The organism is Streptomyces sp. RK62, from assembly GCF_018070255.1.
Classification (GTDB): Bacteria; Actinomycetota; Actinomycetes; order Streptomycetales; family Streptomycetaceae; genus Streptomyces; species Streptomyces nigra.
Genome location: NZ_JAGPYD010000001.1, coordinates 410,969 through 427,022 on the forward strand (window position 1 = coordinate 410,969; position 16,054 = coordinate 427,022).

The 16,054-nt window shown below is 70.5% G+C and carries 11 protein-coding genes; 5 read left to right on the forward strand and 6 right to left on the reverse strand.

The features are described 5' to 3' along the window. Window positions 1–25: 25 nt before the first annotated feature. On the reverse strand, window positions 26–3,004 hold the full coding sequence (locus KBY32_RS01740) for a carbohydrate binding domain-containing protein (protein WP_210978545.1): 2,979 nt from the start codon (window positions 3,002–3,004) through the stop codon (window positions 26–28). 441 nt (window positions 3,005–3,445) lie between these two features. Between KBY32_RS01740 and KBY32_RS01745 the strand changes: the two genes are divergently transcribed. Then, window positions 3,446–3,790, forward strand: a complete 345-nt coding sequence (locus KBY32_RS01745; RefSeq protein ID WP_055619036.1) for a hypothetical protein — start codon at window positions 3,446–3,448, stop codon at window positions 3,788–3,790. Window positions 3,791–3,818: 28 nt separating this feature from the next. Here the strand turns inward: KBY32_RS01745 and KBY32_RS35625 are convergent, their stop codons facing one another. Next, window positions 3,819–4,511, reverse strand: coding sequence for an SDR family oxidoreductase (locus KBY32_RS35625; RefSeq protein ID WP_282107968.1), 693 nt, complete (start codon window positions 4,509–4,511; stop codon window positions 3,819–3,821). A gap of 38 nt (window positions 4,512–4,549) precedes the next feature. Between KBY32_RS35625 and KBY32_RS01755 the strand changes: the two genes are divergently transcribed. Beyond that, a complete protein-coding gene (locus KBY32_RS01755; RefSeq protein WP_210978546.1) occupies window positions 4,550–4,792 on the forward strand; it encodes a DUF5302 domain-containing protein in 243 nt (80 codons plus the stop codon). Window positions 4,793–4,873: 81 nt separating this feature from the next. Here the strand turns inward: KBY32_RS01755 and KBY32_RS01760 are convergent, their stop codons facing one another. Further along, window positions 4,874–5,686, reverse strand: coding sequence for an SAM-dependent methyltransferase (locus KBY32_RS01760; RefSeq protein ID WP_210978547.1), 813 nt, complete (start codon window positions 5,684–5,686; stop codon window positions 4,874–4,876). Between KBY32_RS01760 and KBY32_RS01765 the strand changes: the two genes are divergently transcribed. Next, window positions 5,685–5,972, forward strand: coding sequence for a hypothetical protein (locus tag KBY32_RS01765; protein WP_210978548.1), 288 nt, complete (start codon window positions 5,685–5,687; stop codon window positions 5,970–5,972). The genes KBY32_RS01760 and KBY32_RS01765 overlap by 2 nt on opposite strands. Before the next feature lie 184 nt (window positions 5,973–6,156). On the opposite strand, the gene KBY32_RS01770 is transcribed toward KBY32_RS01765, so the two are convergent. Next, window positions 6,157–7,644, reverse strand: a complete 1,488-nt coding sequence (locus tag KBY32_RS01770; RefSeq protein ID WP_210978549.1) for a non-reducing end alpha-L-arabinofuranosidase family hydrolase — start codon at window positions 7,642–7,644, stop codon at window positions 6,157–6,159. Window positions 7,645–8,288: 644 nt separating this feature from the next. Between KBY32_RS01770 and KBY32_RS01775 the strand changes: the two genes are divergently transcribed. Beyond that, entirely contained in the window at window positions 8,289–9,719 is a 1,431-nt protein-coding gene (locus KBY32_RS01775) for an endo-1,4-beta-xylanase (protein ID WP_055619031.1), read from the forward strand. Between the two features lie 113 nt (window positions 9,720–9,832). Here KBY32_RS01775 and KBY32_RS01780 read toward each other — a convergent pair whose 3' ends face one another. Beyond that, window positions 9,833–12,010 carry an FUSC family protein gene (locus tag KBY32_RS01780; RefSeq protein WP_210978870.1) on the reverse strand — a complete coding sequence of 726 codons (2,178 nt, stop codon included), beginning with the start codon at window positions 12,008–12,010 and terminating at the stop codon, window positions 9,833–9,835. A 228-nt stretch (window positions 12,011–12,238) separates the two neighbouring features. After that, window positions 12,239–13,360, reverse strand: a complete 1,122-nt coding sequence (locus KBY32_RS01785; RefSeq protein WP_210978550.1) for a hypothetical protein — start codon at window positions 13,358–13,360, stop codon at window positions 12,239–12,241. Window positions 13,361–13,576: 216 nt separating this feature from the next. Between KBY32_RS01785 and uvrA the strand changes: the two genes are divergently transcribed. After that, window positions 13,577–16,045: an excinuclease ABC subunit UvrA gene (uvrA, locus tag KBY32_RS01790; protein WP_210978551.1), complete on the forward strand. Its 2,469-nt coding sequence runs from the start codon at window positions 13,577–13,579 to the stop codon at window positions 16,043–16,045. Window positions 16,046–16,054 lie beyond the last annotated feature (9 nt).

A 16,054-nucleotide genomic window follows, 5' to 3' on the forward strand; every position in this document is an offset into this window, starting at 1 on the left:
CGGGAGACCCCGCCGGCCACCCGGCTCACTTCAGGTAGGGCCCGTCGACTCCGATCCTGCCCGGGCCGTCGAGGACGTAGACGCGGAGGTTGGCCTTGCCCGGGGCGGGCACCGTGAGGGTGCCGGTGGTCACCGTGCGGGTGTCGCCGGTGATCGCGTCGCGGTAGGTGCCGTTCGGGATGGCGGTGAAGGTGGCGCCGCCCGAGACGGTGACGAGGGCGAAGCTGTCGGTGCCGCCGCTGGTGTACCGGCGTTTGAAGGCCATGTCGCCGCTGATGCCGGCGGTGGAGTACTGGCCCATCTGCAGTGCCGGGACGGCTCGGCGGATCTGGTTGAGTCGCTGGACGTGCTTGGCCAGGGGCTGTTGGAGCGTGGTGGCGACTGTTCCGGACGCGGACTCGATCTGCGAGAAGCCGGACGCCTTCACCTCGCCGGCGAGGTGGGCGCCGTAGTACGCCCGGCCGGTCGTGGCCAACGGGCAGCTCGGACCGCAGTCGATCTTCTTCCCCTTCTGGAACTCGATCTCCGAGCCGTAATAGAGGGTGGGGATGCCCCGGAAGGTCCACATCAGGGACATGTTCTCGGCCCAGGCGTCGGTGCCGCCCGTGTAGCGCTCGCTGCTCTTGTTGGGTCCGTAGTCGTGGCTGTCGACGTAGACCACGTTGTACGTGGCGTCGTTGTAACTGTCGTCCGAGTCCCTGCCGTTGTGGAAGGCGTTGCTCGCGTCGCCGAAGTTCATGTGCATCCGCATGTCGATGACGTTCATGCCGGAGGCGCGGCTGTGGTCGGGGGCGTGGTAGCTGTTGCCGTCCAGGAACGCGTTCGTGGATGTGGGCTGGTTGCCGGTGCCCTGTTGCTGTTCGTAGTCGTACATCTCCAGCGCCGCCTTCGCGTCGTCGGCGCTGTACTCCTTGCGCTCCTTCCATGTGTAGAACTGCGCGGAGTGGTTGACCGAGCCCCGGTTCCACTTGTCGTTCACGAAGGCGGCGACCTCGCCGAAGACGAAGAAATTGCGGGCGGCTTCGGTGCCGTGTCGTTGAGCGACCCGTTCCTGGATGGCGGGCAGGAAGCGGCGGTTCCAGGTGGTGCGCGGGATGTGGACGGCGGTGTCGACACGGAAGCCGTCGACGCCCATGTCGATGTACTTGTCGTAGGCGCCGATGAGGTAGTTCTGCACCTGCGCGTTCTCCGTGTTGAAGTCGGCCAGGTCCTCGTGCAGCCAGCAGGAACGGGAGTCCTCGCCCTCCCAGTTGCCGATCCAGCACTGGTGGTAGAGCGCCTTGGGGAACATGCCGGACGTCGGGCTGGGCCACTGGCAGTTGTAGAGCGTGTAGCCCTCCGGGCTCTTTCCGCCCGTGAGGACGCCCCAGTTGAGGCATGTGTTGCCGGACGGCTCGGCCGTCGACCACAGGTCGCCGTTGTAGTACGACTTGCCGCTCTTGGGCTCGACGGTGAGCCCGTCGTACTCGAACCCGGCCTGCTTCTCGTCGTAGTACCAACTCCACTGCGCGTCCCGCACCCCGTACACGGTCGGCGTGAAGAGGCCCTTGGCGCCCCAGCGGGAGGAGTGGTTGTAGACGACGTCCTGGTAGATCTTCATGCCCTTGGCGTGGGCCGCGTCGATGAGGTCCTGGTAGGAGGCCCCGGCGGACTCAAGGCGCGGGTCGACCTTGTAGAAGTCCCAGCCGTGGTAGCCGTGGTAGTCGTAGTCGGAGCGGTTGAGGACGACCGGGGTGATCCAGACGGCGGAGAAGCCGAGCCCCTTGATGTAGTCGAGCTTTTCGACCAGCCCCTTGAAGTCACCGCGGAACATCGGGTCGTCGTTGGCCGCGTTGCCGGATTTCACGTGCTGGCTGCCGCCGCGGTTGTTGGCGGGGTCGCCGTCGTTGAAGCGGGCGGTGAGGACGAAGTAGATGGGGTCCTTGCGCGGGTCGGTGCCGAGGGGCGTGCCGGTGGCGGGAGTTGAGGGCTTGGTGCCGGTGGTGGCCCTCGCGGCGGGCGAGGCCGCGGAGACGTTGCCGGCGGCGTCCGCGGCCCGGACGGTGTAGGAGTAGGCGGTGTTCTCCTCGAGCCCTGTGTCGGAGAAGACGGTGGACCCGACGTCGGACACGACCTCGCCCCGGGTGCCGCCGGTACGGGTGACCTGGTACCCGGTGACCCCCGTGTCGTCGGTGGACGGCTCCCAGGTGAGGACGACGGAGACGCCGTCGGCACGGGCGGTCACTCCGGTGGGCGCGGTCGGGGCCTGCGTATCGGGCGCCTCGTCGGCACAGGGGTCGTCCGCGTCCGGGGTGACCTTGTTCTCGGCGACCGTGGTGACACCGGTGGGCAGGGTGTAGTCGGCGCCGCCGTTGTTGTCCCAGACGCCATTGCCGTTGTTGAACGCCGCCTTCATGGAGGTGGCCGTCCCGAGGTCGACGTCCTTCCGCCACCAGCCCGTGCACGCGGCCTGCATACCGACGCCGGGAACGGTCGTCCACGTGCCGCCGGACGGCTGGTAGTGGAGGTTGGCGGTGGTCCAGCCGAGGGTGCGGGTGGAGTAGTAGACGGTCGCCTGGTTGCCGTCACCCGGCTCCCCGCCGCCGGCGCAGGGGTCGGAGTGGGCGATCACACCGTCCTTGACGGTGATGTTCCCCGTGCCGAGGGCGTAGTTGCGGCCGGAGTTGTTGTCCCAGGTGCCGGAGCCGTCGTTGAAGGTGGCCTGCAGCCCGGTGGCGGAACCGAGGCCGACGGTCAGCTTCACCCAGTCCGCGCAGGCGGCCTCCATACGGGTGCCGGGCACGGTCGTCCAGGAACCGCCGTCGGGGGCGTAGTGGAGGTAGGTCGTGGACCAGTTGCGGGTCTTGGTGGAGTAGAAGACGGTGGCGGTGTTGTCGGCGGTGGCGGCCGTCTCCGCGAGGGCCGTGACCGCCGGTTCAGGGGTGACGGCGGCCAGGGCGAGGAGTCCCGCCGACAGGGCGCCGGCGGTCCAGCCGCGGACGTGCGGCCGGTGACGTCGTCTCATGTGCGTCTCCAGTGAGGTCAGGGGAGCGTGACCGCTCCTCGTGGACGCACACCGCAGACCCGACGCGCCTCGGAATCCCGATGCATGGGTACCTGCAGATGCCGTGAGGCCGCTGAAAGCTTCAGCAACGTCTTGCAGGCGCTGGGAGGTTACCTGTGCATGACATCGCCGTAAAGGGATCCGGCACAGGGGCCTTGACCCGCCGAGGTCATCGACGCGGCAACCGGTCCGGCGGGCCGGGCGCGTAAGGGTACGGAGGCGCCCCGTCCCTCCGGCCCGCCGGACCGGAAGTGCCGTTGAACGTAACACCGTTGCAAGGCGGATGAAAGAACTTGCACCGCGTCAAAGGGAGTTGAGCGTTGTGGCGACTCCCCTCCTGACGCGGGTCGCCGGCCCGAAAACCTGTCGAGTACGTCAGGTGGAGGCGCCTACCCTGACGGCATGTCCCACGGCAAAACCGCCTTCGTATGCCTCCCCTGCAGGGCCTCGTACAAGCAGCCCTACGACCGGGACCGGCCTCAGCGGATCTGCCCGCGCTGCGCCAGGCCGCTGATCCACGCGGGATCGGCCTTCGCCCCGCCGCCGCGCCGCGACCGTGACGCGTGGCGCGTGCTCAGCGTTCTGCTCAACGCGGGCGTCGGCTTCCACAAGAGCTGCTGCGGCGGGCCGGGATACCGGCCGCGCACCCTGCGGGAGGTACGCGCGCGCCTGACGTACGCCCGCCGCACGGGCGAGCCCTTCGCCCGGGCGCTCGTACGCTATGAGGTGCCATGGCGGAAGCCGTGAGCGGCCGAGTGGTCACGGGAGGTTGGGGCTAGGAAGCCTCGCGCGCTTCCGCACCTGCTTCCCGATAGCGCGCTGCCACCCGCCCGCCCGACCCCCGGCGCAGGTCCAGTTCCGCCGTCGCCAGGCGGGTCACCGCCTCCAGATCGCCGGCGAACGCCAGGAGTGACGCCACGTTGATCACGGCGCCCCGGCCGCGCGCCGGCATGCCCGGCACCGCGGCACGGGTCAGCGCCGTCAGGGCCACGACGTTCACGGCCAGTACGCGGTCGAGGAGGTCGGCGTCGACCTCGGTGAACGGTCCGTAGCCGTTGATGCCGGCGTTGTTCACCAGCAGGTCCACGTCGGAGGCGGATGCCCGTTCCGCCACGCGGGCCAGGTCGGCAGGGTTCGCGAGATCCGCCACCAACGTCTCGACGCCGGTCGCGCCCGCCTCGCGCAGTTCCCGGGCGGGGCGCCCGCCAGCGCCGGGTGACCCGGCGGGTCGGAGATGAAACGTGGCGGCGCACTGCCCGGACGGCCGCCGGACCAGGTCACCGGGCGGACGCAGCCCGGAGACGGCCCGGGGTGCCGCACCGCTCGTACGTCGTCGCGGTGATGCGCGGGCTCGTCGGCGGCCGCTACGGGGCCCGGTGACCTGAACGCCCCTGCTGTGTGGCCGGAATGACGGGGCATGGCCTCGTCCGGCCAGGGGAGCGCACCTCGGGGTGTCCCGGCATGACAAGCTGGGCTCGCCCGTCCCCCCGAACCCAGGAGGTCACCATGACCGCAGAGCAGCCCGCCACGGAAGGTTCGGAACCGGCCGACGCCGAGAAGTCCTCCCTGACGCCGGACGCCGACGGCGCCTACGACCTGAAGCGCAAGTTCCGTGAGGCCCTGGCGCGCAAGCACGGTGCGCAGGCCGACGCGGCCGAGGCCGCCGGGCACGCGAACGCGTCGAAGGTGCGGTCGGCCCACGGCCCGGCCGCGAGCCAGCGGTCGTTCCGCCGCAAGAGCGGCGGCTGATCCCGCCGAGGTGAAGCGCGGAGGGGCGTCGGCCTGTGGCCGGCGCCCCTCTTTCTTTCTTCGGACTCGCTGTCCGTCCGATCAGTGCTTGGCCGCGACCCCGGCGACGGAGACATCGGGCGCGTCCGTCTCGGGCGCGTCCGGGTCCGGGCGCCAGGAGGCCGTGGCGACGACCCCTGGCTCGACCAGGTCCAGGCCGTCGAAGTAGGAGGAGATCTCCTGCGGCGACCGGAGGTGGTAGGTGTTCGCCGACTGGTGGTTGTACGCCGCGACCGCCGTGTTCAGCGCCTCGTTGGTGTTCGTGCCGTCGCTCAGCGCCAGCCAGCTGCCCGCGGGCAGCCCCGCCAGCAGGGCGCTCACCAGGTCACCCGGCCGGTCGTCGTCCGAGATCTGCCCCATGATGCCCAGCAGGGTGAGGGCGACCGGGCGGCTGAAGTCGAGCGTATTGGCGGCCTGGGCCAGGATCCGCTCGGGGTCGCGGACGTCCGCGTCGACGTAGGCGCAGGCCCCCTCCTCGCTGCTGGTGAGCAGCGCTTCGGCGTGCACCAGGACGAGCGGGTCGTTGTCCACGTACACGATGCGGCTCTCGGGCGCGATGCGCTGGGCCAGCTCGTGCGTGTTGTCCGCGGTGGGCAGGCCCGTCCCGATGTCCAGGAACTGCCGGACGCCGGCCTCCCGCACCAGGAAGCGCACGGCACGCGCGAGGAACCGCCGTTGCAGCCGGGCGACGGCGGCGAATTCGGGGAACGTCGACAGGATGACGTCCCCGACCTCGCTGTCGACGGGGTAGTTGTCCTTGCCGCCGAGCAGGTAGTTCCACACCCGCGCCGAGTGCGGGCGGTCGGTCTGCAGCCTGGCCACGACGTCGGCAGGCGAAGATTCCGAGGATTCCATGGGGGAAGCTTCACACACCGTGGTGATCGAAGTGATCAAGTACAAGAATTCGCACCGGACTTCATTGCGCTCCTCCCTCCAGGGGGTGCCGGACGAGGTGGCGGCGGAACTCGCGCACGACATCGCCGTCATGGGCCGGGCGCTCACCGACGCCTTCCGCGTGGCTGCGGCCGCCGGCGACGACACCGACTTCGACCGGTACGCCGGGCTCGCGGCCGACGCGCTCGAGTCGCTGATCTTCGCCCGGCCGCGGGGCACGCGCATGGTCGACGGCGGGCTGTCCTGACACGGGCGCCGGGCCGGCGCCCCGGCGGCCGTCGGTGCCCGGGCCGGCCTCGGCGCTCCCCTCGACACGGTCACGGAGCGCACGCTGGACCTGGTCCGCCGCTGCCTCGCTCCCCAGGACGGTGCGGCGGGCCCGGCCTGACACCGGACCCGCCGCACCGCCTTCCCTCTCGGAGAGGGCTTTCTCAGCGCTGCAAGGTCAGCAGGCCCGGGCGGTAGGGCAGCAGGCCGTAGTCACCTCCGGAGTTCGGGCTGCGGCCCTGGTAGAGCAGCTGCAGATGGCAGGGGTCGACGGTCATCGTCTGGTCGGCGCTGGTGCGCAGCAGCTCGCCGTGGCTGATGTCGTTCGTCCAGGTGGCGCCGCTGTTGGCCTTGCCGGCGAAGGGGTTGCTCTCGGTGGCGGCCTGCGGGGTCCAGGAGCCGCTGAGACTGGTGGCGGTGAAGGACCGGAAGTACCGGCCCTGTGAGCCGATCGCCTCGACGATCATGAGGTAGCGGTTCTGGCCCTGGAGCTTGTAGACCTGCGGCGCCTCGAACAGGTTGTTCGTCGTGTCGCTCATGACCACGGTCGAGGTCGAGCCGAAGCTGCCGGGGAAGTTCCCGATCGGCATGCTCGCCCGGTAGATCTTGCCGTTGTCGCCGGCGAAGAACAGGTACATGTTCGTGCCGTCACCGATGAGCGTCTGGTCGATGGGTCCCGTGTTGGAGCCGGAGATGCTCCCGGAGAAGAGCACCTGCTCGGACGACCAGCCGTTGGGGTTGGTGGGATCGCTCGACGTCCGGTAGGAGAAGGCGGTGCCGCCCCACTGGTACGCCAGCACCCAGATGTTCTTCGGCGCGAAGTAGAAGAGGCTGGGGGCGACCGTGGAGCTGTTCATCGCGTTCTGGCTCGCCGAGCCCATCTCCGACCAGGCCCCGAACAGACCGAAGTTCATCGAACCCCAGCGGGTCCCGGTGTCGTGCGTGGTCGCGTAGACGAGCTGCTTGCCGTTGTAGGGGGCGACGGTGAAGTCCTTCAGCGAGACCCATCCCTGCCGGGGCTGGGCCAGTGCGCCGGTCGAGTTCCAGCGGTAGCTGGACGGCAGGTCGCAGGAATCGGGATCGCCGGGATCACCGCCCCCGCTGTCCGAGCCGACCTTGACGAGCTGCCACTGCTGGTTGGCCCCGCCCCAGTCGTCGTACTGGACGATGTTCGCGTTGTCGGCGGTGGAGGCGCCCTGCACCTCGAGGGCCTTGCCGCTGTGGAGCGAGACGAGGCGTACGTAGCCGTCCGAGCTGTCGGCCAGCCGCCACTGCTGGTTGGCGGCGTTCAGGTCGGACCACTGGACGATCGAACCGCCGTTCGCGGTCGACCAGTTGTAGACGTCCAGCACCTTGCCGGAGTGGCGCGAGGCGATGCGGTAGGAGCCGTTGCCGGAGTCGATGAAGCGCCACTGCTGCTGGTTCTGGTCGTTCCTCGACCACTGGGTGATCCGGGCGCCGTCGTTCGTGGCCAGGTTGTACACGTCGAGCGCCTTGCCGCTGTTGCGGTTGACCAGGACGTACCAGGCGTTCGTGTCGACGGTCGCCGCCGCGGCCGGCTCAGCGCCGAGAAACGCCGTCAGCAGCAACAAGGGCGCCAGGACGCCGAGCAGGCGTCTCGGGCGCACCGCGGGCAGGATGCGTGACCACATCGGAGAGCCTCCTTGAGGGGGGAAGTGGGGATGCCGCCGACGAACCGCCGAGCCATGGTGCGGGAGCGCGCAAACGATTCGAAACTTTCGAACGCTCCCAGGATCTCCGGCGCCACAAGCTAGGAATGCGACGCTCCGCGGTCAAGGTGTTTCGCCGATCTGGCTGCAAAACGCTGTCGCGTTCGTGGGTCTGGAGGTGCGGGGGCGGCCATGCTCGGAGGCGGCCCCCGGGCCGCCGGATCACCGGTGTCGAAGCGGGAGTTGGGTGCTCTGACCAGGAGGTGGGGGAGTCCGGTCGCGACCCGGCGCCCATGGGGCGAGGGCTGTTCGCCGCGCGTACGAAAGGGCGATAGTCGACGGAAAGTCAGGGGCGAAACTTTCGTTTGACAGTCGGAAAAAATCCATGCCGCATGGGTTGACGATTCACTGTCAAGCCCCCAATGATCTGTCTGGGCAACCGACCGAGGAGCGAAATATCGAACACCTCGGTTCCCGAGGTCCGAGCCGCACCACCGGATCCCCGCACCAGCCGCCGTGGACCGCCCCGCCGACCGGCCCAGGCCGCTCCGCCCCCCAGCACGTCCGCTCCTCGGTTTCCCCTGCTCTTCGGTCGTTCCGTGAGAACCGCTAAGGAGGCACCCCCCATGGGCATCCAAGCCCTTCCCAGAGCCGCCGTCCGTCAGAAGCTCCGAACCCCGCTGCTGGCGCTGGCCGCCGGCGTCCTCGGGCTGACGGCCGCACTCGTCCCGCCCACGAACGCGGACGCCGCCGAGAGCACCCTCGGCGCCGCCGCGGCGCAGAGCGGCCGCTACTTCGGCGTCGCCATCGCCTCGGGCAAGCTCGGCGACTCGACGTACACCTCGATCGCGAACCGCGAGTTCAACTCGGTGACCGCCGAGAACGAGATGAAGATCGACGCCACCGAGCCGAACCGGGGCCAGTTCAACTTCAGTTCGGCCGACCGCGTCTACAACTGGGCCGTGCAGAACGGCAAGGAGGTCCGCGGCCACACCCTCGCCTGGCACTCCCAGCAGCCCGGCTGGATGCAGAGCCTCAGCGGCAGCTCGCTGCGCCAGGCCATGATCGACCACATCAACGGCGTGATGAACCACTACAAGGGCAAGATCGCCCAGTGGGACGTCGTGAACGAGGCCTTCGCCGACGGCAGTTCGGGCGCCCGCCGCGACTCCAACCTCCAGCGCACCGGCAACGACTGGATCGAGGTCGCCTTCCGCACCGCGCGCGCCGCCGACCCGTCCGCCAAGCTCTGCTACAACGACTACAACGTCGAGAACTGGAACTGGGCGAAGACCCAGGCCATGTACAACATGGTCAAGGACTTCAAGTCGCGCGGCGTGCCGATCGACTGCGTCGGCTTCCAGTCGCACTTCAACAGCGGCAGCCCGTACGACAGCAACTTCCGCACCACGCTGCAGAACTTCGCGGCCCTCGGCGTCGACGTCGCCGTCACCGAGCTCGACATCCAGGGCGCCTCGTCCTCGACATACGCCGCCGTGGTCAACGACTGCCTGGCCGTCTCCCGCTGCCTCGGCGTCACCGTCTGGGGCGTCCGCGACAGCGACTCCTGGCGCGCCAGTGACACGCCGCTGCTGTTCAACAACGACGGCAGCAAGAAGGCCGCGTACTCCGCCGTCCTCAACGCGCTCAACGGCGGCACCACCACGCCCCCGCCGACCGGTGACGGCGGCCAGATCAAGGGCGTCGCCTCGGGCCGCTGCCTGGACGTCCCCAACGCCTCCACCACCGACGGCACAGGCGTCCAGCTGTACGACTGCCACTCCAACAGCAACCAGCAGTGGGCCGTGACCGACTCCGGTGAGATCCGGGTCTACGGCAACAAGTGCCTGGACGCCGCCGGCACCGGCAACGGCGCCTCGGTCCAGATCTACAGCTGCTGGGGCGGCGACAACCAGAAGTGGCGGCTGAACTCCGACGGTTCGATCGTCGGCGTCCAGTCGGGCCGCTGCCTGGACGCGGCCGGCAGCGGCAACGGCGCCAGGATCCAGCTCTACGCCTGCTCGGGCGGCTCCAACCAGCGCTGGACCCGCACCTGAGACACGGGCCTTCAGCCACATGGCCCGGGGCCGCCGTCGTGAGGGCGGCGGCCCGTCCAGGGGTCCGGTCGGCGCACAGAGCCGACTCCCGGGCGCTGTCCGTCGCCGCGCCGTCACCCGCCCCGGTGCGCGGGCCCTGGTCCGTCATCTTCCGCAGCCAGGGTCGCCCGCACCCGCTGCTCCTCTCGAGCCGGGCCGACGTCCCGTTCCAGCGGCGTGCGGCTCACGGCTGTCGCGAGGTCCTCCAAGGCCCGTTTCTCAAGTTCAGCCTCGCGCCGCACGACCGGGCTTCCGGTGCCGAGGGCGCTGCCCTGCCAGGCGTGGAGCGCCTCCTCCACGCGCCCCCAGTCCGGGTTCCTGTGCTCGCGCACATCCTCGGCCGCCTGCTCGGTGTCCGACTCCAGGGCCTCGGCGAGCCGCTCCGCCTCCGAGGCGAAACGGCTGTCGGCCCGCGGGACGTGGCTCTCCATGAGCATCGCCGCCCGGCCGAACCGCTTGAGCGCCTCCTGCGCGTCCTCCGCCTCGCGCGACGTCAGGCCGCGGGGGCCGACCGGTTCGCGTCTTGCCTGTTCATAGGCCTTCTGCCAGGCGGCCTGTGCATCCCTGCTCGCCAGCAGCGCCCTGCGCATGTCCGCGCGATGTTCCCGGGTCGGTCGGGCGTGGCTGCGGAGCACGGCGGCCGCGTAGCGGCCGTCGGCGGCGAGCCAGTCCGCCAGCCGGCCCGGCAGCCGGGGGGTCTCCCACGCGGGGTACACCACGTACGCCAGCATGGCCAGGGCCCCGCCGAGCAGGGTGAGCACCACCCGCTCCGGGACGGTCTGCTCCCATGCCTGGCCGCCCATGCCGAGCAGGAAGACGACGTACGCGGCCGTGAAGCACTGGGAGTAGGCGTAGCCGGTACGGTTCAGCGTGTACGACAGGCCCGCCGAGACGATCGCCGGCACGGCGGACAGGTGGGCGTCCGTGCCCAATGCCCGCACCACACCGGTGGCGAGCGCCACCCCCACCAGGGTCCCGGCGAGACGGGCCACAGCACGCGCGTACGTCCGGTGGAAGTCCGGCCGCATCACCATCACCGAGGCGATGGGCGCCCAGTAGCCGTGCCCCAGGGGCAGCCGGGCGGCGATCAGATAGCCGACCGTGGCCACCGCCGCCAGGCGGACGGCGTGCCGGAACACGGGCGAGTCCGGGCGGAGTTCGCGGCGGACCGCCCGGACGACGACCGGGACCAGCCGGAGCATTGTCGGGCGCACCATGAACCGGTCGCCGGCGAGGCCGGGCGGCGTGGGCGTCCTCCCGGGCGGGCAGCCGCTCCCGGCGATCTCCAACGCCTCGCCGAGCAGTTCCACGAGCCGCTCGGCGGCTTGCCGCGCGGGGCCCTCCAGCACCTCGTGCTCCTCGTTGAGGCGCAGGACGTCCATGCTCTCGGGCCGCACCTCGACGGGAGTGCCGCGGCGGATCGAACGGGCGACCGCGTCCAGGACGTCGGCGGCCGCGTCGAGCAACTCCCGCGCGCGGTCCCGCCCGGGTCCCTCCGCCGGGGCGCCCACGTCCGGATCGGCGAGCGCCGCGACCACCGGCCGAATGCGCTCCGCGAGTCCCCGGGGGCCGTGCAGGACGAGGGGACGGGTGCGAGCCTGTGACGGCGTCACGGCAGCCGCGTCCCGGGCCGTCATCAACGGCTCCGGGTCGAACGGGGCGGTCGGGTCGTGCCGCAACCGGCGGGCGTAGTCCGCCATGGCGGCCAGGGCGTCGGCGAGCGCGTCACGATGCGCCCCCCAGCGCCGGATCGGGAACAGCAGGATTAGCACGGCCTGGATCACGCCTCCGAGTGCGATGATCCCGGCGTGCTCCAGAGCCCGCCCGGTGCTCGTGGGCAAGGTGATGGTCACCAGCATGCTGCCCACGGTCGTTGCTGCGACGATCCCGGCGGTCGAGCCGACGGCCCACGCCATCCCCGCGGCGAAGGCCCACACGGCCAGCAGCGGGAGGAACGTCACGAGCCGCCCCGCCGCCAGGTAACCCACGAAGGTGCTGAGCGCGAGAGCCGCGCCCGTGCCCAGCGCGATCACCTTGCGCGGGCGCCAGGTCCGCTGGAAGGTGGCCCCACCCGCGGAGTAGGCGCCGAGGGCGGCGGACGCGGCATACGCGGGGGAGGCCAGCCACAGCGTCGCCCCGATGACGATCGCCAGCCCAGCGGCGGCGCGCAGCGCGAGCAAGGGCTCCAGCCGCGTTTCCTCGATCTTGAGCCCGGATCGCACGACCTCCCCGAAGGCCCGCAGCCACGTCACGGGTGTCCGCCCGGCCGGAACGCCCTGCCGGGTCGCGTCGGCCTGGTCGAGGTGCGGCAGCCCTCGTGCATGGAAACCTCCCACACAGGCGGAGCTTCGGCGCTCAGGCGGCGTTCGTCCGCGTCCCCCTGTGCGCCCGAGGCGAAACAACCACGCACCGACCGATCAGCGAATCTCCGGACCCGGACGACCACCGACCGAGGGCACATCTCTGGCTGAGGTCACCCGCTAGTCACCGTGGCCGTCCTGCAGCAGGATGCGACGCTCCTGTTCGCGCTTGGAGTAGGCCGCTGCCCGGATCGCCTCGTCACTCTCCAGGCCCGATCCCAGCGCGCCGCCCACCGTGGCGACCGAAGCGACGAACCAGGTCAGCGTCCAGTAATCCGTGGTGTGCAGCGGGGTCTGTGTCGCGGAAGTGAACACACGATCGGTGAGGATGAACAGCGCCCACACCAAGTTGATGACCATCAGACCCGCGTAGCAGACCAGCACCCCGATACCCACGGTCAGGACCGTGGAGGTGTTGTAGAGGACCGCTGTCTTCCTCGCCTCCGGCGAAACCTCGTCCGTTCGATGCCACAGGTTCGCGTCCACGATCAGCCAGCCGATCATGAGAGCGACGGACCCGACCATGGCGATCACCAGGCGTGGCGTGCCCAGGGAGGTGGCCAGGCTCCAGATGGTGGAGTCCAGGGTGGCGATGGCCCCCGTGGCGAGTGCGGCCGCCAGGGCTTTCGACAAGTCCGGCACCAACCGCCAGGGCCGGTTGGCGCGGACCATACCGAGGAGCACCCTCAGGTAACCGCGCGGCCCGCTGACGACGTACCGCAGATCGGCCATGTCCTCCGCACCGACCTGACCCGGATGGATAGGCGTGAGACGACCGATGAAGGGCCCACGCAGCGGCTGACCTCCCGGAGCCCCCTCAGGCCCGGTGGCCCGTGGGCTCGTCAAGCTGAGCACTGCTTCTTCCACGGCCTGCTGGGCCCTTGTCTGCAGCCGGAAGCCCCCCAGCGGAGGAAGAGACACCAGCGCCAAGCCGTGTTCGTGGCTCAGATCCACCACGATCTCGCGCCCGTGCGAGTGCAGCGGAAGGTCGGTGAGGGCCACGACGATGTCCCAGTTCCCCTCCCTTCCACGGTCCATGATTCGCTGCATCAAGGTGGGCGGATCCTCGGTTCTTGCGGTGAAGGGCTCACTGACCACCTCGACGTCGAACCGTCGTGCCTGGCCCGACTTGTCGGCGAGCCGATCAGGAAGCGTCCGGGCCAAGCGCTGCGCGATCTCCGTCGGCGCGTACGGATCCGCCAGAAGAGCCACGACCGTAACGCCCTGGAACGACACCCGCATGACTCCTTCTCGTCGGCTGCCCCCCCCGCGATCGCACGTGCCCACAGCATCGCCCCCGAGGTGACGCGGCCGCCCCGTGACACGCTGACACTGTCGGCAGGCGCAGGCGGCAAGGTCAGATCTCCGCGTCCTCGTCCATGCAGGACCTGCGGGTGAGCCGGGCCCGGTGACGCCGCCTGTCGCGCGGTTCCCGGCGCGATCAGGTAATCAGTAACGGTGGACGAGGACGCGACCGACCCCTACGTGCATGTCCGGGGCGCCGGCGAGAACAACCTGCGGAACATCGACGTCGACGTTCCACGGGACGCCATGGTCGCCTTCACCGGGGTCTCCGGCTCGGGCAAGTCCTCGCTCGCGTTCGGCACGCTCTACGCGGAGGCCCAGCGTCGCTACTTCGAGTCCGTGGCACCGTACGCCCGAAGGCTGTTGCAGCAGGTCGGCGCACCACACGTGCAGGAGATCACCGGACTGCCCCCGGCCGTGGCCCTGCAGCAGCGCCGCGGATCGCCCAGCTCGCGCTCGACGGTGGGCACCATCACCACCCTGTCCAATCTGCTGCGCATCCTGTACTCCCGCGCCGGCACCTACCCGCCCGGGGCCGCACGGCTGGACGCCGAGTCGTTCTCACCCAACACCGCGGCCGGCGCCTGCCCGCAGTGCCACGGTCTGGGCGTCGTGCACGACGTCGCCGAGGACCTGCTCGTCCCGGACCCCTCGCTGAGCATTCGCGAGGGGGCGATCGCCGCCTGGCCGGGCGCCTGGCAGGGCGCCAACCTGCGCAGTGTCGTGAACGGCCTGGGAATCGACATCGACCGGCCCTGGCGCAGACTCCGGAAGAAGGACCGCGACTGGCTGCTGTACACGGACGAGCAGCCCTCCGTGTACATCGAGCCGGAGGAGGACCGCGTCGACTACGGCTATCAGGGCAAGTTCTGGAGTGCCCGCAAGCACGTCATGCACGTCCTCGCCGACTCCAAGAGCGAGAAGATGCGCGAACGGGCGCTCCGGTTCGTCAGGAGTGTGCCCTGCCCCGAGTGTCACGGCAGCGGGCTGCGGCCCGAGGCGCTCGCCGTGACCTTCGCCGGACGTTCCATCGCCGAGATCAACGCGATGCCACTCACCGAGGTCGTGGCGCTGCTGCGGCCCGTCGCCGGGCGGTCCGAGGCAGACGCCACCACCCCGACCGCCCGATCCGGGGAGACGACCGAGGTCGCGGTCCGGATCTGCGGCGACCTGGTCGCGCGGATCGACGTACTGCTCGACCTGGGCCTCGGCTATCTCAGCCTCGGGCGCCGCTCGACGACCCTGTCGCCAGGCGAGGCGCAGCGCCTGCGGATCGCCACCCAGCTGCGCTCGGGGCTGTTCGGGGTCGTCTACGTCCTCGACGAACCCTCCGCGGGCCTGCACCCGGCCGACGCGGAACCGCTGCTGGACGTGCTGGACCGCCTCAAGGCGGCGGGCAACTCGCTCTTCGTCGTGGAGCACGACATGGACGTCGTACGGCGGGCGGACTGGGTGGTCGACATCGGCCCCGGTGCGGGCGAGGGCGGCGGACGCGTGCTGTACAGCGGCCCGGTGGCCGGTCTCGAGCAGGTCGGGGAGTCGGCCACGAGCCAGTACCTGTTCGGGCGCGCCCAACCGGTCGATCACCGCCCGCGCACACCGCACGGCTGGCTGCACCTGCGCGGCGTCTCCCGCCACAATCTGCGCGACGTGTCCGTCGACGTACCGCTCTGCGTACTGACGGCGGTGACGGGCGTGTCCGGTTCCGGGAAGTCGACGCTGGTGACGCAGGTGCTCGCCGAGGTCGTCCGCGGCCACCTCGGACTCGTGCCCGAGGAGCCCGACGAGGCGCAGTTGGAGGTCGACGTCCAGGACGCGTCGGGGGTCGAGTCGTTCGACCGGCTGGTCCTGGTCGACCAGCGGCCCATCGGCCGGACTCCCCGGTCCAACCTGGCCACGTACACGGGAATGTTCGACGCGGTGCGCAAGCTGTACGCGGCGACGGACGAGGCCAGGGCGCGCGGGTATTCGGCCGGGCGGTTCTCCTTCAACGTGCCGGAAGGGCGCTGCGAGACCTGCCAGGGCGAAGGATTCGTCGCCGTGGAACTGCTGTTCCTCCCCGGCACCTACGCGCCGTGCCCGACCTGCCAGGGTGCCCGGTACAACGCCGAGACGTTGGAAGTCACCTACCGCGGCAAGAACATCGCGGAAGTGCTGGCGCTGTCCGTCGACGCCGCCGCCACCTTCCTCTCCTCCGTCCCGGCCGCCTCCCGCAGTCTGGAGACGCTGCGTGAGGTGGGGCTGGGGTACCTGCGGCTGGGCCAGCCCGCGACGGAACTCAGCGGCGGTGAGGCGCAACGCATCAAACTGGCCACCGAACTGCAGCGGGCCCGCCGCGGGCACGCGCTCTACCTGCTGGACGAGCCGACGGCGGGGCTGCACCCCGCTGACATCGCGCTGCTGCTGCGACAGCTGCACCGCCTCGTCGACGCGGGCAACACGGTCGTCCTCGTCGAGCACGACCTGGACACGATCGTCACCGCCGACTGGGTCATCGACCTCGGCCCGGGCGGCGGCGACGCGGGCGGCCGGGTCGTCGCGGCGGGCCCGCCCGCCAAGGTGGCGAAAGCCCGCCGCAGCGCCACCGCGCCCTATCTCGCGGCCCGGCTCACGCGCTCCTGACGGCCAGAA